Origin of the sequence: Streptomyces sp. NPDC021224 (assembly GCF_044332905.1) — a bacterium.
Lineage (GTDB): Bacteria > Actinomycetota > Actinomycetes > Streptomycetales > Streptomycetaceae > Actinacidiphila.
On the sequence record NZ_JBIRPW010000007.1, the window covers coordinates 411,677 to 430,359 of the forward strand.

The following is an 18,683-nucleotide window of genomic DNA, read 5'->3' on the forward strand; positions in this document are numbered from 1 at the left end:
TCAGCTCACGAGGCCGGTCATGACGCCGACCGGCACGGCGATGAAGCCTGCCGTCAGCAGCAGGGCGAGGACGTTCGCGGTGCCCTTGAGCACCCGGTCGCGGGTGGCGCTGCCCGCGCCGAGGGTCTGCGCGGCGCTCCAGAAGCCGTGCCGGACGTGCAGGCCGAGCGCGAGCATCGCCGCGATGTAGAAGACGTTGTTCCACCAGTCGTGGAAGGCGGCCACGACGTTGTGGTACGGGTGGCCGGGCACGAAGCCGCGCTGCACGGTGCCGGTGGTGAGGTCCAGGATGTGCCAGACGATGAAGAGCGCGAGGATCACACCGCCCCAGCGCATGGTGCGGGTCGCGTAGCTGGAGCGCGCCTTGCGGTGGACGTAGCCGACCGGGCGCGAGCGGATGTCGCGGCGGCTGAGCTGGTAGGCGCACACGCCGTGCGCGACCACGGCGGCGACCAGGCCCGCCCGGACGATCCACAGCGCCCACTCGTAGTGGAAGAAGGGCTCGCCGAGGGTGCGCAGCCAGTGCGCGTAGCCGTCGAAGGTGCCGGGACCGAAGAAGATCTTGAGATTGCCGTACATGTGGACGACCAGGTAGAGCAGCATCACCAGGCCGCTCACCGCCATGACCGTCTTCTTGCCGACGGAGGAGTCCCAGACCGTGCGGACCGCCGAGGGGCGCCGGTCCGGCCGCGTTGCCAATGCCATGGACACGACGCTACGGCCGGGTGCCACCAGTGGTCCAAGACATGATCGGGCTGGAGTCGATAGGCACCGGCTATGGAGAGCTACCCTGGCAGGGTGCAGTTCCAGCAGCTCGCGTACTTCGTGGCCGTCGCGGACACCCGGCACTTCACCCGGGCCGCGCAGGCCCTGCACGTCTCCCAGCCGTCGTTGTCGCAGCAGATCAGGGCGCTGGAGAAGGAGCTGGGCGCGGCCCTGTTCAGCCGGGCCCGGGGCAACATCGCGCTCACCGACGCCGGTGAGACGCTGCTGCCGCTGGCCCGGCGGATTCTCGCCGACGCCGACACCGCGCGGCACGAGGTGCTGGAACTGGTGCAGCTGCGCCGCGGCCGGGTCCGGCTCGGCGCGACCCCGAGCCTGGCCACCGGGCTGCTGCCCGACGTGCTGCGGGCCTTCCACGACCGGCACCCCGGTATCCGGCTGCTGATCGAGGAGGGCGGCTCGCACGACCTGGTGCGGCACCTGGCCCGCGGGGCGCTGGACCTGGCCCTCGTGGTGCTGCCGCTGCCCAGCCCGTCGCCCGCGCTGACCACGGTGGAGCTCTTCCAGGAGGACCTGGTCGTCGTCTCGTCCGCCGCGGCCGGGCCGCCCTCGGAGTCCACCACCGGGCCGCTGCGGATCGCCGATCTGGAGGGCCTGCCGATGGTGATGTTCCGGCACGGCTACGACCTGCGCGACCTCACCCTCGCGGCCTGCCGGGCAGCGGGCTTCGAGCCGTACCTCACGGTCGAGGGCGGCGAGATGGACGCGGTGCTGGGGTTCGTACGGGCCGGGCTCGGCATCGGCGTCGTGCCCGCGACCGTGGCCGCCCGAGCCGGGCTGGACCTGCGGGTGACGCCGCTGGCCCGGCCGGGCCTGCGGCGTACCGTCGCGCTGGCCCACCGCAGCGACGTCGCCCCGCCGCGGGCCGCCCGCGTCCTCCAGGACGTGCTGCTGACCGCGGCGCGCCGGGCGGTGGCCTCGCCGGGCCTGCACCCGGGCCGGAGCTGAGCCCGGGCGCGGGGGCCGGCCCGGCGGGTCGGGGAGGGGCGGACGCGGCCCCGGGTGCGTACTACCCCTCCGTCCGCATCCGCGGCAGCAGGAGCAGCGCCACCAGCAGCGCGGCGAAGGCGAACCCGGCGCCGATGAGGAAGGCCTCGTGGAAGCCGCTCGCCCGAGCGGCCCGCAGGGCGCTCGCGGACGAACCGGAGGCCGTGTGGCCGATCCGGGTGAAGGCCGCGGTGGACACGACCGCCAGGCCGACCGCGCCGCCCGCCTCCTGGCTGGTGTTGATCAGCCCGGCGGCCACCCCCGACTCGCGCTCGGCCACCCCGAAGGCCGCGGCGATCTGGAACGGCACGAAGGACATCCCCAGCCCCACGCCGACCAGCACGAAGGGCGGCAGCACCCGTCCGGCATACCCGGCGTCGAGGGGCAGCCGGGCGAGCAGCAGCAGCCCGGCCGTGGCGAGCGCGAGGCCCGCGGCGAGCACCGCCCGCGCCGGGAGCTTGGTGACCAGGCCGGAGGCGACGCCCGCGCCCACGATCACCGCGAGCGCGAGCGGGACGTAGGCCAGCCCGGTCCGCAGCGCGTCGTAGCCCAGCACCTGCTGCATGAACAGGCTGGCGAAGAAGAACAGCGTGCCCATCGCCCCGAGCATCAGCGCCGTGCCGAGGTTGGCGGCGCGCAGTGCGCGCAGCCGGAAGATCCGCATCGGCAGCAGCGGGGCCGCCGTACGCAGTTCGACGGCGACGAAGGCGGCGAGCAGCAGCGCGGCACCGGCCAGTCCGCCGATGGTCCGCGCGGTGGCCCAGCCCGCCGTGACCGCCTGGTCGAGGGTGAAGATGAGCAGCAGCAGTCCGGCCGTCAGGGTCGCCGCGCCCACGGCGTCGAAGCGGCGCGGTCCGTCGTGCGCTGCCCGGCTCTCGGGCAGCACCCGCGGCGCGAGGAGGAGGGCGGCGAGCGCGACGGGCACGTTGACGAAGAAGATCCAGCGCCAGCCGGGCCCCTGGGTGAGCAGCCCGCCGAGCAGCACCCCGAGAACGGAGGCGACTCCGGCGAGCGCGCCCCAGATGCCGAGCGCCTTGTTGCGCGCGGCGCCCTCGGGGAAGGTCGTGGTGAGCGTGGAGAGCGCCGCGGGCGCGGTCAGCGCGGCGCCCAGGCCCTGGACGGCGCGGGCGGCGATGAGCACGGCGGGCTCGTGCGCGAGGCCCGCGGCGAGCGAGGCGGCGCCGAAGAGCGCCATGCCGGCCTGCAGCAGGCGCCGCCGTCCGAGCATGTCGGCGAGCCGGCCGCCGAGCAGCAGGAAGCCGCCGAGAACGGTGCCGTAGGCGGTCACGACGAGCTGGAGGTCGCCGTCGGCCATGCCGAGGCCGCGCTGGAGTGAGGGCAGGGCGACGTTCACGATCGTGACGTCGAGGTAGACCATCGACTGCACCACGCAGAGGAAGGCCAGGACCAGGCCGGGGTGTACGGCGGCCGGGGCGTGCGGAGCGGGGCCGCGCCGGGCGGCGGTGAGAGACATGGCCCGGACGCTAGCAACGCCGATATAGTAGGTACCTAGAAGAAAGTGGCTACGGATTCTCCCGGCGGGCCCGCCGGATCCGCCGCACGGCGGCCCCGGGCCCCGGCGGCGGGTCCGCCGAGTCCCGAGAGGCGCAGCAGACATGCCCGAGATGATGTCCCCGCCCGCCGGTGCCCGCACCGCCCGGGGCGCCGCCGCGGGGGTCCAGGCGGAGCCGTGCCCCATCGCGCCCGTCGTGGACCTGGTGTTCAGCCGCTGGACGACACCGATCCTGTGGGCGCTCAATCAGTTCGGACGGCAGCGTTTCGTGGAGCTGGAGCGCCGGATCGGCACCATCACCCCGAAGGTGCTCACCCAGCGGCTGCGCCAGATGGAGCGCGACGGCCTGGTGGTGCGCACCTACCACCCGGAGGTGCCGCCCCGGGTGGAGTACGAGATCAGCGAGCTGGGGATGAGCCTCGCCCCGCTCTTCCACCACCTCACCGAGTGGTGGCGCGAGCACGCCGGCGACGTGGCCGACGCCCGCACCGGCTACGACGACCGCGGCGGGCCGATGCCGTGACGGGCCCGGCTCAGTCCCGGTAGCCGCCCTCGGCGAGCGCCGCGTCGATCCGGGCGCGGTGCTCGGCCTCCCAGGCGTCGAGGTCCTGGGCGGCCTCCTTGGCGAGCTTCTTGCGGGCGGCCGCCAGCACCTCGCCGGTCCGGCCCGCGGGGACGACGGCGACGCCCTCCTCGTCGGCCACCACGACGTCGCCCGCGTGCACCCGGACACCGCCGCAGTCGACCGGCTCGCCGAGCGGCAGTACCGCGGACTTCACCCCCGGGCAGGGCACGATGCCGCGGGCGAGCACCGGGAAGCCCATCGCGCGGATCTCGGCGAGGTCGCGGATCACCCCGTCGACGACGAACCCGGCGATGCCGCGGCGCTGCGCGACGGCGCAGACGTTGCCGCCCGCGACCGCGAAGTCGGTGTCCCCGGCCGCCATCACGATCACCGAGCCGGCCGGGGCCCGGTGGATCGCGGCGTGCAGCATGAGGTTGTCGCCGGGCGGGCAGCGCACGGTGAAGGCCGGTCCCGCGATCCGCGGCGCCGGTCCCCACAGCGGGCGCAGTCCGTGGTCCATCACCTGGCCGCGTCCGAGGACGTCGGCGAGGGTCGTCGGGGAGATCTCCCGGAAGTCGTGCGCGTCGCTGCCCATGGTCGGCCTTTCCGTGCGGGGCGCCCCCGGCCGGGAGCGCCCCAGGCACGTTACCGGGCGGTCACCCGGCGGCGAGGGCGGGGTCGCTGACGCCCGGCCGCCCGTTCTCGACGTGTCCCGCCAGGCGGCGCAGGAACGCCGGGTCGTGGTCGGCGGTCACCGTCAGGTCGTACCAGCGCTTGCCGCGGACCAGGTCGACGGTGTGCGTCTCGCGCCGGCCGGGGCGCAGGGTGTGGACGGTGTGCCCGCCGTCGTAGGAGTTGCGGACGGTCAGCCGGACCTCGCCGGGCCCGTTGTTGACGAGGGTCAGCTCGACCCGGCCGGTGGCGGCGTGGTGGCGGGCGGTCACCTCGGGTCCGGCCCGGCGGGCGGAGCCGCGGAAGGCCCGCAGGAATCCGGCCGGGCCGTACGCGGTCACGTCGTAGCCGCCGTCCCGGTCCGCGGTCTCCCACCGGCCGCTGACGGTCCGCCCGGCCGCCGCGGTGTACGTCCGCGGGGCGTCCTCCCCCGCGGCGGTGACGTGGAAGGCGCCCGCGCCCGCTCCGGCGAAGAAGGTGAGGCTCAGCGCGCCCTTGTCCGGGGACACCGAGGCGTCCACCAGCGGCGCGTACGGCAGCGGGCGGGTGGGGCGGCTGCCGCGCTCCTGCACCGGCAGCTTCTGGTCGGCGGGCGGCACGGGCACGTAGCTGTCGTGCCGGTCGCCGTCCTGCGGGCGGTAGCCGTCGGTGGCGGGCAGCGGGGCGGTCCGCTCGCGGGCGAGGGAGAAGTCGAAGGCCGAGGTCAGGTCGCCGCACACGGCGCGGCGCCACGGTGAGATCTGCGGCTCGTGCACCCCGAAGCGGCGCTCCATGAAGCGGACCAGCGAGGTGTGGTCGAAGACCTCGGAGCACACGTAGCCGCCGGTGCTCCACGAGGAGACGACCGTCATCGGCACCCGCTGCCCGAGCCCGTAGGGTCCCGCGGCATAGGTGCCGTTGCCCGGGAAGATCTCCAGGTCGGTGCTGACGGTGGAGGCGCCGCGGCCGGGCCCGGGCGGTGCGAAGGGCGGCACGACGTGGTCGAAGTAGCCGTCGTTCTCGTCGTAGGTGATGAACAGCGCCGTCCTGCTCCACACCTCGGGGTCGGCGGTGAGCGCGTCCAGCACCTGCGAGATGTACCAGGCGCCGTAGTTGGCGGGCCAGTTGGGGTGCTCGGAGAAGGCCTCGGGGGCGGCGATCCAGGAGATCTGCGGCAGCCGCCCGGCGGTGACGTCGGCGCGCAGCACGTCGAAGAAGCCGTCGCCGGCCGCGGCGTTCGTGCCGGTGCGGGCCTTGTCGTAGAGCGGGTCGCCGGGGCGGGCGTTGCGGTAGTTGTCGAAGTACAGCAGCGAGTTGTCGCCGTAGTTGCCGCGGTAGGCGTCCTGGATCCAGCCCCAGGAGTGCTCGGCGTCCAGGCCGTCGCCGATGTCCTGGTAGATCTTCCAGGAGATCCCGGCCCGCTCAAGCCGCTCGGGGTAGGTCGTCCACGAGTAGCCCAGCTCGGAGTTGTCGACGACCGGGCCCGCTCCCTTGCCGTCGTTGCCGGTCCAGCCGGACCACATGTAGTAGCGGTTGGGGTCGGTGCCGCCGATGAACGAGCAGTGGTAGGCGTCGCAGACGGTGAAGGCGTCGGCGAGGGCGTAGTGGAAGGGGATGTCCTCGCGTGTCAGGTACGCCATGGTGGCCGGGGACTTGGCGGGGATCCAGCGGTCGTAGCGGCCGTCGTGGACGGCGGCGTGGCTGCCGGTCCACTCGTGGTTGAGGCCCTCGATGAACTGCATGCCCAGGTCGCCGGCGTCCGGGTGGTAGGGCAGCACGTCGTTGCCCGCGGGGTCGGGCTGGTGGAAGACGGACCTGCCGTTCGCCAGCAGCACCGGCCGCGGGTCGCCGAAGCCGCGCACCCCGCGCATCGTGCCGAAGTAGTGGTCGAAGGACCGGTTCTCCTGCATCAGGACGACGATGTGCTCGATGTCCTTGATGGTGCCGGTGCGGCGCCGGGCCGGGATCGCGGCGGCACGGGCGATGCTGCCGGACAGGGCGCTCAAGCCGGCGGTGGCGCCGGCGATCTGCAGGAAACGCCGCCGGGTGGGTTCGGCCATGGGTCGGAACACCTCTTCGCTCGTCGAGGGTGCGGGAGTGCGGTGGTTGCGGGAGTGGACGCGCAGGGCGGTCCCCACAGCAGCGACCCCGGGCGAACCGTCCGTGACGGCCGTGTGACGTACCACGGTACGCGTCACGAACAGCCGTCCGCGGCACGGCGCGAGCGGCGGTGCGGCGCGCGGGCCGCCGGCGGCGCCGGGAGTCCGGGCGCGGCACGGCCGCGTCTTCCGACCCGCGGTGGACAGCCGGTGTTCAACTGGGCGTCGCCGGAGGGCGCGAGTCTGCACGCGATCCCAGCCCATGCACCAAGGAGCAACGATGGTCGCACAGATGGACACCCCGGAGCCGTCCGCGTCCGGTGACCGCCTCAGCCGGCGTACCGCGGTCGGACTGCTGGGCAGCGCGGGGGTGGGCGCGGTCGCCGTGCCGCTGCTGGGCGCCGGCACCGCGGCCGCCGCCCCGGCCGGGGCGCCCGCCTTCCACCCCACCCCCGACGCGGGCGGCGCCTCCCCGGTGCTGGGCCTGCACCTCACCTTCGGCAAGGACCCGTCGACCCAGATGGCGGTGTCCTGGATCACCGACGGCCCGGTCAAGCGCCCCCGGGTGCTCTACGGCACGCTGGAGCACGGCCTGGGCTCCGGCGCCGCGGCGCGGACGCGCACGTACACCGACGGCAAGTCGGGCCGCACGGTGTACGTCCACCACGTGCTGCTCGGCGGGCTGCGCCCCGGCACCGACTACTACTACCTCGCCTCGCACGACGGCGGCACCCCGGACAGCGGCACCTTCCGCACCGCGCCGCGCGGCCGGCAGCCGCTCACCTTCACCAGCTTCGGCGACCAGTCGGCCCCGCAGGTGACCTGGTCCGCGGACGGCACGGTGGCGCTGGACGCCAACTCCACGCCCGCCACGATGGACATCGTCACCGGCGTCGAGCAGGTCGCGCCGCTCTTCCACCTGCTCAACGGCGACCTGTGCTACGCCAACCTGGACGTGGACCGGGTGCGCACCTGGAACAACTTCTTCGCCAACAACTCGCGTTCGGCCCGCTTCCGGCCGTGGATGCCCGCCGCGGGCAACCACGAGATCGAGTCCGGCAACGGCCCGCTGGGCCTGGGCGCCTACCAGACGTACTTCCAGCTGCCCTCGACCGAGACGGACGACGAGCTGGCGGGCCTGTGGTACGCCTTCACGGCCGGGTCGGTGCGGGTGATCGTGCTGCAGAACGACGACGTGGCCCTCCAGGACGGCGGCGACAACTATGTGCACGGCTACTCCGGCGGGCGCCAGCTGGCCTTCCTGGAGCGGGAGCTGAAGGCGGCCCGGCGGGACCGCGACATCGACTGGATCGTCGTGGCGATGCACCAGGTGATGATCAGCTCCTCCGACGCCAACGGCGCGGACCTCGGCCTGCGGGCCGCGTACGGGCCGCTGTTCGACCGCTACCAGGTCGATCTCGTGGTGTGCGGGCACGAGCACAACTACGAGCGCTCGCTCGCGGTGCGCGGCGTGGTGAGCGGCAGCGAGACGCTGACCCCGAACCCGGCCTCGCACCGCACCGACGACATCGACACCGGCCTCGGCACCGTCCACATGGTGCTGGGCGGCGGCGGTGTCTCGGGCACCACCAACCAGGCCTTCTTCCGGGACGGCACCGCCAAGGTGATCACCGCGGTGGCCGACAGCCGCCCCTCCGGCGGCGGCAAGCGCGCCGCGACGTACGTCAGGGAGCAAGCGGTCTGGACGGGCGTGCGCGACATCGAGCACCCCTACGGCTTCGCGGCCTTCACCGTCGACCCGGGCCGCTTCCCCGGCGACACGACCCGGATGCACGTCACGTACTACAACGTGAACAAGCCGCACGGCGAGCTGTCGGTCTTCGAGCAGTTCACGCTGCACCGCAAGCGCTCGGACGGTCGCGGCTGACACCCGCGTCCCGTCACCGGTGCGGCGGCCCGCGGGAACTGCTCCCGCGGGCCGCCTTCCGCCGCGCCGAATATCGGGTACACAGATCCCCTTCGCGGGGACGAGCCGAGAGGACGGCGGACGCGGGGTCAGACGAGCAGCTTGGCCTTGAGCGCGGCGATGTCGGCGTCGGTCAGCATCAGGCCCTGGTGCAGATAGCCGTCGAAGCTGCCGTAGACCGCGTCGACCTCGTCGAAGGCGGCGTTCAGCCAGGACAGTTCGACCGCGTCGGGGTCGCCCGTGTAGGCGTTGCTGGCCAGGAAGTCGGCCTCGACGGTGGCCCGCGGGACCCCGAGCAGGGTCAGCAGCACGGCGTCGGCCCAGCCGGTGCGGTCCTTGCCCGCCGTGCAGTGGAGGACGGTGGCGCCGGGGTTGTGCTCGACGGCGGTGAGGGCGTCGTGGAAGGCGTAGTCGGCGCCGACGAAGTTCACCATGAAGGGGTAGCCGATGGACTGCCCGAGGTCGGAGGAGCCGCTGAACAGCCCGGCGGCGAGCGCCTGGAGGAGGGTGGCGGCGGCGTCCTTGTGGAACCTGACGCCGTGCGCGACCGAGACGACGTCGGCGACCTGGTAGGCGACGCCCGCGGGCAGCCGGTCGGGGTCGTCGGAGCGCTCGCCCGCGTTGCGCAGGTCGACGTCGAGGGTGACGCCCTCGACGGTGAGCACCTGCTGCTCGGCGGCGGTCAGGCCGCTGAGCTTGCCCGAGCGGTAGACGACGCCGGTGCGCACCCAGTGGCCGTCGGCGGTGCGGTAGCCGCCCGCGTCGCGGAAGTTGCGCGCGTCGGGCAGGCCGAGCGAGCGCTCGGCCACGGTGAGCGCGGAGCCGTCGGGGGTGGTGAGCCGGAAGTACCAGCGCGCGGCGGCCGGCAGGGTGCCCGCCGGGACGGTGAGGCTGCCCGTGCCGGAGCCCGCGCCGAGCGCGACACCGCCGGTGTCCGAAGCGCCGGTCACGGCGGTGACGCCGACCTGGGCAGCGGTCGAGGTCCAGCTGACCAGGTAGCTGCCGTCGGCGTTGAGTGTGGCCTGCGCGGCGGTGAACGGGGCGGCGGACACCACGGCGTCGGCGGCGGCCACGGCCGGAGCGGCGGTGGCCGGAGCGGCGAGCGGCCCGGCGGCGGTGGCGCCGAGGACGGCGGCGACGGCGAGAGCCAGCGCGGTACGGGGGATGCGCACGGAGTGCTCCTCACGTGAGGTGGACGTCGCCGCCATCCATCCCCCTGTACATGACACCCGGGTGGCCCGCCGGGGACCGCCACGGAAAGTCCCGCCGCAGAACTGCCGCAGCGCTGCCGCAGGACCGCCGCGCGAACGCCGCGGCGCGGCCCCCGTCAGCCCCCGCCCGCCATGTCCAGGTCGGCGAGCACCCCGGCGTGGTCGGAGGGCCAGACGCCCGCGATCTCCCCGGTGCCGATCCGCCGCACGTCCAGGACCCGCCCGAGACCGCCGGGGCCGGGCGGCCCGACATGGATGTGGTCCACGCGGGCGGGCGGCTCGCCGTGCACCGCGGCGTACGGGTTGGCCGGGTCCCAGGTCGCGCCGGGCAGCCCGGGGGCGGCGTACTCCCAGGCGTCCAGCAGGGTCAGGCCGGGCGCCGCGGGGGCGGTCCGGTAGCCGCCGAGCAGCCGTATCTCGTCGGAGTCCGGCCAGGCGTTGAAGTCCCCGGTGACCACCGGGGGGAAGCCGGTGCCGCCGCGGCGGGCGGCGACGAGAGCGGCGAGCGCCCGCACCTGCGCGCAGCGCACCGCCGAGGCGGCCAGGTCCGCCGTGAGGTGTGTGGTGAAGAACGGCACCGGGTGCCCCGGGGCGTCCAGCCGCGCGTACAGGGCGAGCCGCCCGTCGTCCTCGCCGGGCCGGGCGGGCAGCTCGACCACCGCCCGCTCGGTGACGGGCCAGCGGCTGAGCACCGCGTTGCCGACCTCGGCGGCGGGCTCGCCGGTCCTGCGCCGCCAGCCGTGCGGTGCCCGGGAGGCGGCCCACGTCCAGTGCATCCCGAGACGCTCCGCGAGCCACCCGGCGAGGTTCTCGCCGTCGGCCTCCCACACCTCCTGCAGGCCCACCGCGTCCGGCCGCAGCTCCCGCAGCACCTCCAGGACCGCCTCGCGGCGCCTTTCCCAGGGGCCGAAGCGCCACCACAGATTCCAGGTCAGCACGCGCATCGCCGTGTCCCTCCCCCGGCGGAGCGCCCGCGACGCCCCGCGTCCTTGCGTACCGGCACCGTCCCGGCCGGTCACCGGCCGGGCACGGGGTGCTCATCCTGCCCCCCGGCGGCGCCGTGCGGCACCCCGCCGCCGGTCGTCCCACGTGGCGCGGTGGGCGAAGGTGCGTGACCCTGGATGTACGGGTGTGGCATCTTGCCCGAGGTTCGGGCGGAGGGAGGGTCCGACATGGCCGGCCAAACGCGCACCGGCGGGCAGCGGACCGAACGTGATCCGATCGTGCGGCGCATAGCGGAGCGCCGGGCGCAGCTCGGGCTGAGCGAGAGCGCGCTGTCGACCCGGGCGGCGATGTCCCCCCGGTATCTGCAGCACCTGCTGGACTCCGGCCCGGACTTCGACCCGGGCGGACTGGTCCGGGTGGCCGCCGCCCTGGACCTCACCTACCAGGAACTCATGGAGGGCCGCCGTGACCCGCCGCCGGGGCAGCCGGACGCCTCCGCGCGCCCGGTGCTCGCGCACCTGAGCACCGACGAGTGCTGGGACCGGCTGGGCACGCACGGTGTGGGCCGGATCGCGGTGCCGGTGCAGCCGGGGCCCGCGGTACTGCCGGTGAACTACCTGGTGGACGGCGGCACGGTGGTCTACCGCACGGAGTCCGGCGGCCCCGCGGCGCCCGCGCCCGGCGAGGGCGTGTCCTTCCAGGTCGACCAGATCGACGATCATCTCAGCCGCGGCTGGAGCGTGCTGCTGACCGGCACCGCGGAGCATGTCGAGGACCCGGCGCAGACCGAGGTGCTGACCGCCCGCGCCCCGGAGCCGTGGGCAGGCGGCGACCGCCCGCTGTGGATACGGGTTCGGCCCAAGAGCGTCACCGGCCGCCGTATCGACACGGAGTGAGCGCCCTCCGCCCGCACCGGCGGCCCGGCCCCGTACCGACCCACCACCGACAGCCGGCGGTTCCCGCGCCGGGCGAGCCGAAGGGACCGCGGCATGGAGGACGGCTGGGCCTGGCGCTACGCGGGCTACGACCCGGAGCGTGAGCAGCTGCGCGAGGCGCTGTGCACGCTGGGGAACGGCTACTTCGCGACCCGCGGCGCGGCGGCCGAGTCACCCGCGGGCGGCCCGCACTACCCGGGTACGTACGCGGCCGGCTGCTACAACCGGCTGACGTCGAAGGTCGCGGGGCGCGAGGTCGACAACGAGGACATGGTCAACCTGCCGAACTGGCTGCCGCTGCGGGTGCGCCCGGCGGGCGGTTCCTGGTTCGGCCCCGACGTGTGCGAGGTGCTCGACCACGAGGTCGTCCTCGACCTGCGCGGCGGCACCCTGGAGCGGCGTACGCGGCTGCGGGACGGCGCGGGGCGGATCCTCGCCACGACCGAGACCCGGCTGGTGCACATGGGCGACCCGCACCTGGCGGCGCAGCGGCTGGTGGTCACCGCGGAGGGCTGGAGCGGCGACCTGGAGATCGAGGCGGGCCTCGACGGGGACGTCGCCAACAGCGGCGTCGCCCGCTACCGCGACCTCGACGGGCACCACCTGACCGGCCACCGCACGGGCGCGGAGGGCCAGGACACCGGCTGGCTGCGCTGCCGCACGTCCAGTTCCGGCATCGAGGTGGCGCTGGCCGCCCGGATCCGCGTGACCGGCGCGGACGTGCGCGCGCAGCCGCCCGTCCCCGGCGGGCGCGGGGTGCTGCGGCGGGTCACCGCGGCGGTGGACGCCACGCGCCCGGTGACCGTGGAGAAGGTCGTCGCGCTGCACACCTCGCGCGACTCGGCGATCCACGACCCGCTGCACGCCGCGCTGGAGCGGGTGGCGCGCGCGGCGGACGTCACGGGGCTGCTCACGGAGCACTCCACCGCCTGGGAACGGCTGTGGCAGCGGGCCAGGATCCAGGTCCCGCGTTCGGTGGGGGCGGTGCTGCGGCTGCATCTCTTCCACGTCCTCCAGACGCTGTCGCCGCACACCGCGGACCTCGACGTGGGGGTCCCGGCCCGCGGGCTGCACGGCGAGGCCTACCGCGGCCACGTCTTCTGGGACGAGCTGTTCGTGCTGCCCTTCCTCAACCTGCACCTGCCGGAGGTGTCGCGGGCGCTGCTGATGTACCGGCACCGGCGGCTGGACGCGGCCTGCCGCGCGGCCCGCGCCGAGGGGCGGCAGGGCGCGATGTACCCGTGGCAGAGCGGCAGCGACGGCCACGAGGAGACCCAGCGGCTGCACCTCAACCCGCGTTCGGGCCGCTGGCTGCCGGACCACACCCACCTCCAGCACCACGTCGGCTCGGCCGTCGCGTACAACGTCTGGCAGTACTGCCTGGCCAGCGGCGACACCGCCTTCCTGCACGGCGAGGGCGCCGAGATGCTGCTCCAGGTCGCCCGCTTCTGGGCGGGCAGCGCGGTGTGGGACCCGGCGTACGAGCGCTACCGCATCCGCCAGGTGGTGGGCCCCGACGAATACCACACCGCCTACCCGGGGACGGACCGCCCGGGGCTGGACGACAACGCGTACACCAACGTCACGGCCGCGTGGGTGCTGGCCCGCGCGCTGGAGCTGACCGGGTCGATGCCCGCGCCGCGGCGGTCGGAGCTGTTCGAGCGGCTGGGGATCGGCGCGGACGAGCCGGAGCGCTGGCAGGACGTCTCCCGGCGGCTGCGGGTGCCCTTCCACGCGGGCGTGATCAGCCAGTTCGACGGCTACGGCGAGCTGGACGAGCTGGACTGGACCGGCTACCGCGAGCGCTACGGCGACATCCGCCGACTCGACCGGATCCTGGAGGCCGAGGGCGACAGCGTCAACCACTACCAGGCCTCCAAGCAGGCGGACGTGCTCATGCTCGGCTACCTCTTCCCGCCCGCGGAGCTGGCCGCGCTCCTGGCCCGGCTCGGGCACACCCTGGACGACGAGCTGTGGGCCCGGACGGTGTCCCACTACCTGGCGCGCACCAGCCACGGCTCGACGCTCAGCGGTCTGGTGCACGGCTGGGTCCTGGCCCGCTCGCGCCGCGAGGACGCCTGGGACCACGTGCGCGAGGCGCTGCTCGGCGACGTCGCCGACCTCCAGGGCGGCACCACCGGCGAGGGCATCCACCTGGGCGCCATGGCCGGGACGCTGGACCTGGTGCAGCGCGGACTGACCGGACTCCAGCCGCAGGCCGACTGCCTGCGGCTGGACCCGGTGCCGCTGCCGCAGCTGTCCCGCTTCTCGCTGTCGCTGCGCTACCGGACGCACTGGGGCGTCGATCTCGCGCTGCACGGCGGCCGGCTGCGGATCGGGGTGCCCGACTCCGGCCAGGACCCGGTCGCGGTGGCGGTCGACGGGCACGTCTACCAGGTCGCCCCCGGCGGCGAGGTCACGGTGGACCTGCCGCGCTGAGGGGCGCCGCGGGTCAGGCGGTGCGCAGTGTCAGCTCCTCGTGCCGGGGCTCGCCGAGCACGACCTTGAGGGCGCCGGTGTCGGCGGCGCCGGCGAAGACCTCGTACGCCTCCTCCATCTGCCCCAGCCCGAAGGTGTGGCTGACCAGCGCGGACGCCGGGAGGCGGCCGTCGACGAGCATGCGCAGCAGGTCGGGGGTGGAGGAGGTGTCGACCAGGCCGGTGGTCAGGGTCAGGTTCCTGATCCACAGGTCCTCCAGGTGCAAGGTGACCGGCCTGCCGTGCACGCCGACGTTCGCCAGGTGGCCGCCGGGGCGGACCATACGGGCGCACAGCTCGAAGCTCTCCGGGCGGCCGACCGCCTCGACGACGACGTCCGCGCCGAGCCCGCCGGTCAGGTCGGCGACCAGCTGCTCGCTCTCGGCGACACCGGCGATGGCGTCGGCGCCGACCCGCTTGGCCACGTCCAGCCGTCCGGGCGCGAGGTCCACGGCGATGGTGCGGGCGGGCGAGAAGAGCTGGGCGGTGGCGATCGCCGCGAGCCCCACCGGCCCGGCGCCCACGACCACGACGGTGTCGCCGGGCCGCACCCGGCCGTTGAGCACGCCCACCTCGTAGCCGGTGGGGAAGATGTCGGCGAGCAGCACGGCCTGCGCGGCGTCCACCGCGGCGGGCAGCGGGTGCAGTCCGAAGTCCGCGAAGGGCACCCGGACGTATTCGGCCTGCGTGCCGTCGACGAGGTGGCCGAGGATCCAGCCGCCCCCGCCCAGGCACTGCCCGTACGCGCCCTGGCGGCAGTAGCGGCAGCGCCCGCAGCCGGTCACGCAGGACACCAGCACCCGGTCGCCGGGGCGCACCCCGCGCACCGCGGCGCCGGTCTCGACGACCTCGCCGACCGCCTCGTGGCCCAGCACCGTGCCCGGCCGCACGTCCGGCACGTCACCGCCCAGGATGTGCAGATCGGTGCCGCAGATGGTGGTGGCCTCGACGCGCACGATGGCGTCGCCCGCGTCCTGGAGCGTGGGGTCCGGGACGTCCTCCCAGCCGGACTGGCCGGGACCGTGGAAGACCATGGCCTTCATGGGGATCATCTCCTCGCAACCGCGACTGTGGCTCGGCCGGCGGGCCGCCCGCGCCGCCGGCGGCGCGCGGACGCCCCCTCGATCCATGGTCGCCGCAGCCGCCCCGTCACGCATGTGGCGCGGCCGCGCGCCCGCCGGTCAGCGGCGGCGGGCCAGCACCAGGCGGGCGCGGGGGCTGCCGTCGGCGCGGCGGCCGAGGGCGGTCAGCGGGGTGAGGGCGACGTCGAAGCCGGCCGCCGCGAGGTCGGCACGGACGGCGGGCAGCGGGAAGGTGCGGTAGTACATCACGAAGGGCGGGCGGCGTACCGCGTTGCGCACCCGCATGGCCGCGTCGAAGCCCGCGAAGGCCCAGTACCAGGGCGACCGCGGAGGTGGCGGGGCGCCCAGCGGGAAGGCGAACAGCCCGCCGGGCCGCAGCGCCCGGTGGACCTGCGCGAAGAGCCGGGGCCGCTCGGCGGGCAGGAAGTGGCCGAAGGCGCCGAAGCTGACGGCCAGGTCGAAGCCCTGCGCGAAGGGCAGGGCACGCGCGTCGGCACGCACCCAGGACCGCCGCGGACCGTCCTCGGGCGCGGCGGCGGCCTGGGCCTGGGCCTGGGCCTGGGCGAGCATCCCGGCGCTGAAGTCGGCGCCCGTCACACGCGTACGGCACAGCGGCGCCAGCACCCGCAGGCCCGCGCCCGTACCGCAGCACAGGTCGAGCCCGGCGTCGAAGGGGCCGAGCGGGGCGAGGGCCTCGGCGGTGGCGTCCAGGACGGCGTCGGGGGTACGGAAGGGGGTGGCGTCGAAGTCGGGGGCGAGCAGGTCGTAGCCGTGCTCGACGGACGACAGCGCCTGGACCGCCAGCTCGCGCAGTGTGGGTCCCTCGGGTGAGAACACCCGGCCAAGGATAGGCGGGCGGGCCCCGCCGCCCCGGTCCGTGCGGGCCGGTCATCTGCCGCGGCGGCGCTCGCGGGCGGCGTAGCTGCGCAGCGCCCGCAGGAAGTCGACCTCGCGGAAGGCAGGCCAGTGCGCGTCGCAGAAGTACAGCTCGGCGTACGCGGCCTGCCACAGCAGGAAGTTGGACATCCGCTGCTCGCCGCTGGTCCTGATCACCAGGTCGGGGTCGGGGTGCCCGGCGGTCCACAGGTGCCGGGCGATGTCGTCGGCTTCGAAGGCGTCGGCGGCCTCGGCCAGCGAGCGGCCCGCCTCGGCGTGCCCGGTGAGCACCTCGCGCACCGCGTCGACGACCTCCTGACGGCCGCCGTAGCCGATCGCGAGGGTGACGTGGTTCCCGGTGGTGATCTCCCGCCCGGCGTCCACGGCCTCCTTGAGCGCGTGCGCGGTACGGTCGGGCAGCACCGACAGGTCGCCGGCGACATGGAGCCGCCAGCGGGCGCCGGGGCGGGCGAGCCGCTCGGTGACGACCCGGGTGATCAGGTCCATGAGGAAGCCGACCTCGTCCTCGCCGCGGCGGGCCAGGTTCTCGGTGGAGCAGACGAAGACCGTGACATGGCGGACGGCGAGCGACTCGCACCAGGCCAGGACGTCGTCCACGTGCTCGGCACCGGCCTTGTGGCCGAGGCTGGGGCTGGCCAGCCCGGCCTTGCGGGCCCAGCGGCGGTTGCCGTCCATGATCAGCCCGATGTGGCGGGGCAGCGCCCCGCCGCGGAGCCTCCGGCGCAGCCGGCGGGTGTACAGGGCGTATACCGGTGTCGTGATCCCCACGGCGGTCTCCCCTTGCCTGGCGCCCCCGCGGTCCCGAGGCGCTCCCTGGGCTCTCCCCTTGCTTTCCTGACCGAAGACTAGGGTGACCGGGCCGTTCCCGGGGGCTGGTCCCGCCGCAGCACACCGTAAGGGGGAGCGCGGGGGCAGGAAAGCGCTCTCCCCGACCCCGGTGCCCGGGTCCGCGGGAACCGGCCGGAAGCTGCAGACCGGCGGCGGCGCACGCGGGCGGGCGGCGTATTCCCCGTATCGATGTGCGCTTTCCCTCATCGCCATGAAACGGAACCGTCATTCCTGATGGCTTATCCTGTATTCCGGAATGATCGTTCCGCTTCACTTCTGAAGGAGTTCCATGGCGTCCGAGACCCGGCGCACACACCACCAGGTCACGTTCGCGGTCCTTGCGGCGGGTGTGACCGCGTATTCGCTGCTCCAGTCCCTGGTCACGCCGGTGCTGCCGACGATCCAGGAAGACCTGCACACCAACCAGAACACCGTGACGTGGGTCCTGACGGCCTATCTGCTGTCGGCCTCGATATTCACGCCGATCATGGGCCGTGTAGGCGACATGATCGGCAAGGAGCGGGTCTTCGTCGCGACGCTCGGCGCGCTCGCCGCCGGGTCGCTGCTCGCGGCGCTCGCGACCAACGTCCAGGTGATGATCATCGCCCGGGCGATCCAGGGCATCGGCGGCGGTGTCCTGCCGCTCGCGTTCGGCATCATCCGGGACGAGTTCCCGCGCGAGAAGCTCAACGGCGCGGTCGGCTTGATCGCTTCACTGCTGGCCGTCGGCGGCGGCCTCGGCATCGTGCTGGCCGGCCCGATCGTCAACGCCCTCGACTACCACTGGCTGTTCTGGCTGCCGATGATCCTCACGCTGGCCTCGGCGGTGGCGGCCTTCTTCTTCGTCCCCGAGTCGCCGGTGCGCACGCCCGGCCGGATCAGCTGGGCGCCCGCGGTACTGCTGTCGGCCTGGCTGGTGGCACTGCTGGTCGCGCTCAGCGAGGCCCCGACGTGGGGCTGGGGCTCGGTCAAGGTCATCGGCCTGCTGATCGCGGCCGTCGTGCTGGCGGTCGGCTGGGTGCTCGTCGAGAACCGCGCGGCCACCCCGCTGATCGACATGAAGATGATGGCCCGCCCGGCGGTGTGGACCAACAACCTGGTGGCGCTGCTGGTCGGCGTCGGCATGTACGCGGTCTTCGCCTTCCTGCCGGAGTTCGTGCAGACCCCGAAGTCCACCGGCTACGGCTTCGGCGCGAGCATCACGCAGTCCGGCCTGATCCTGGTGCCGATGTCCGTGATGATGTTCCTGGTGGGCCTGGGCAGCAACAACCTGTCCAACCGGATCGGCGGCAAGAAGGTCGTCTTCATCGGCTCGCTGATCGGCACCGTCTCGATGGCGCTGCTGGCCTTCGCGCACACCAGCACCTGGGAGCTGTACGTGGCCACCGGCATCATGGGTGCGGGCTTCGGGCTCACCTTCGCCGCGATGTCCAGCCTGATCGTCAGCGCGGTCCCGCCCGCCCAGACCGGTGTGGCCAGCGGCATGAACGCCAACATCCGCACCATCGGCGGCTCCATCGGCGCCGCGCTGATGGCCAGCGTCGTCACCGCGAGCCCGGCGGCCGACGGCCTGCCGCGCGAGGCCGGCTACACCAACGGCTTCGCGATGCTCGGCGGGGCGCTGCTCATCGCGGCCGTCGCCGCGCTGCTCATCCCGGTCACCCGGCGCACCACCCGGATCGACTTCGCCGACGAACCGCAGCATCCGGAGTTGGCGATGGTCCCCGGGGGTACGGTCGTGGGTGACAAGCCCGAATGAGTGGCGGCGGCCGGGCCCGCGGGA

At 74.3% G+C, this 18,683-nt stretch carries 15 protein-coding genes; 6 read left to right on the top strand and 9 right to left on the bottom strand.

Features of this window, described 5'->3' with window-relative positions; translation table 11 throughout:
• Positions 1 to 705 (bottom strand): succinate dehydrogenase cytochrome b subunit, encoded by a 705-nt coding sequence (locus ACH4PY_RS20685; RefSeq protein WP_398184520.1) that lies wholly within the window; start codon positions 703 to 705, stop codon positions 1 to 3.
• Positions 706 to 798: 93 nt separating this feature from the next.
• Here ACH4PY_RS20685 and ACH4PY_RS20690 point away from each other — a divergent pair, with 93 nt between their 5' ends.
• A complete protein-coding gene (locus ACH4PY_RS20690; protein ID WP_398184691.1) occupies positions 799 to 1,731 on the top strand; it encodes a LysR family transcriptional regulator in 933 nt (310 codons plus the stop codon).
• 61 nt (positions 1,732 to 1,792) lie between these two features.
• On the opposite strand, the gene ACH4PY_RS20695 is transcribed toward ACH4PY_RS20690, so the two are convergent.
• Complete coding sequence (locus ACH4PY_RS20695) at positions 1,793 to 3,244, bottom strand: MFS transporter (RefSeq protein WP_398184523.1); 1,452 nt, start codon at positions 3,242 to 3,244, stop codon at positions 1,793 to 1,795.
• A gap of 151 nt (positions 3,245 to 3,395) precedes the next feature.
• Here ACH4PY_RS20695 and ACH4PY_RS20700 point away from each other — a divergent pair, with 151 nt between their 5' ends.
• Positions 3,396 to 3,806, top strand: a complete 411-nt coding sequence (locus ACH4PY_RS20700) for a winged helix-turn-helix transcriptional regulator (protein WP_398184694.1) — start codon at positions 3,396 to 3,398, stop codon at positions 3,804 to 3,806.
• Between the two features lie 10 nt (positions 3,807 to 3,816).
• Here the strand turns inward: ACH4PY_RS20700 and ACH4PY_RS20705 are convergent, their stop codons facing one another.
• Positions 3,817 to 4,443, bottom strand: a complete 627-nt coding sequence (locus ACH4PY_RS20705) for an RraA family protein (RefSeq protein WP_398184526.1) — start codon at positions 4,441 to 4,443, stop codon at positions 3,817 to 3,819.
• Between the two features lie 61 nt (positions 4,444 to 4,504).
• A complete protein-coding gene (locus ACH4PY_RS20710; protein ID WP_398184529.1) occupies positions 4,505 to 6,559 on the bottom strand; it encodes a phosphocholine-specific phospholipase C in 2,055 nt (684 codons plus the stop codon).
• 319 nt (positions 6,560 to 6,878) lie between these two features.
• Here ACH4PY_RS20710 and ACH4PY_RS20715 point away from each other — a divergent pair, with 319 nt between their 5' ends.
• Positions 6,879 to 8,486 (top strand): purple acid phosphatase family protein, encoded by a 1,608-nt coding sequence (locus ACH4PY_RS20715; protein WP_398184532.1) that lies wholly within the window; start codon positions 6,879 to 6,881, stop codon positions 8,484 to 8,486.
• A gap of 128 nt (positions 8,487 to 8,614) precedes the next feature.
• On the opposite strand, the gene ACH4PY_RS20720 is transcribed toward ACH4PY_RS20715, so the two are convergent.
• Both ACH4PY_RS20720 and ACH4PY_RS20725 read right to left on the bottom strand, forming a co-directional pair.
• On the bottom strand, positions 8,615 to 9,697 hold the full coding sequence (locus ACH4PY_RS20720; protein ID WP_398184535.1) for a tyrosine-protein phosphatase: 1,083 nt from the start codon (positions 9,695 to 9,697) through the stop codon (positions 8,615 to 8,617).
• Between the two features lie 155 nt (positions 9,698 to 9,852).
• A complete protein-coding gene (locus ACH4PY_RS20725) occupies positions 9,853 to 10,680 on the bottom strand; it encodes an endonuclease/exonuclease/phosphatase family protein (RefSeq protein WP_398184538.1) in 828 nt (275 codons plus the stop codon).
• A gap of 228 nt (positions 10,681 to 10,908) precedes the next feature.
• Here ACH4PY_RS20725 and ACH4PY_RS20730 point away from each other — a divergent pair, with 228 nt between their 5' ends.
• Positions 10,909 to 11,577, top strand: a complete 669-nt coding sequence (locus ACH4PY_RS20730; RefSeq protein ID WP_398184541.1) for a helix-turn-helix domain-containing protein — start codon at positions 10,909 to 10,911, stop codon at positions 11,575 to 11,577.
• 93 nt (positions 11,578 to 11,670) lie between these two features.
• Entirely contained in the window at positions 11,671 to 14,055 is a 2,385-nt protein-coding gene (locus ACH4PY_RS20735) for a glycoside hydrolase family 65 protein (protein ID WP_398184544.1), read from the top strand.
• Between the two features lie 13 nt (positions 14,056 to 14,068).
• Here the strand turns inward: ACH4PY_RS20735 and ACH4PY_RS20740 are convergent, their stop codons facing one another.
• From ACH4PY_RS20740 to uppS, 3 genes are all read right to left on the bottom strand, one after another.
• Complete coding sequence (locus ACH4PY_RS20740; protein ID WP_398184547.1) at positions 14,069 to 15,136, bottom strand: alcohol dehydrogenase catalytic domain-containing protein; 1,068 nt, start codon at positions 15,134 to 15,136, stop codon at positions 14,069 to 14,071.
• Between the two features lie 138 nt (positions 15,137 to 15,274).
• Positions 15,275 to 16,012, bottom strand: a complete 738-nt coding sequence (locus ACH4PY_RS20745) for a class I SAM-dependent methyltransferase (RefSeq protein WP_398184550.1) — start codon at positions 16,010 to 16,012, stop codon at positions 15,275 to 15,277.
• 51 nt (positions 16,013 to 16,063) lie between these two features.
• Positions 16,064 to 16,840: a polyprenyl diphosphate synthase gene (gene uppS, locus ACH4PY_RS20750; protein ID WP_398184553.1), complete on the bottom strand. Its 777-nt coding sequence runs from the start codon at positions 16,838 to 16,840 to the stop codon at positions 16,064 to 16,066.
• 349 nt (positions 16,841 to 17,189) lie between these two features.
• Here uppS and ACH4PY_RS20755 point away from each other — a divergent pair, with 349 nt between their 5' ends.
• On the top strand, positions 17,190 to 18,659 hold the full coding sequence (locus ACH4PY_RS20755) for an MFS transporter (RefSeq protein WP_398184556.1): 1,470 nt from the start codon (positions 17,190 to 17,192) through the stop codon (positions 18,657 to 18,659).
• Positions 18,660 to 18,683 lie beyond the last annotated feature (24 nt).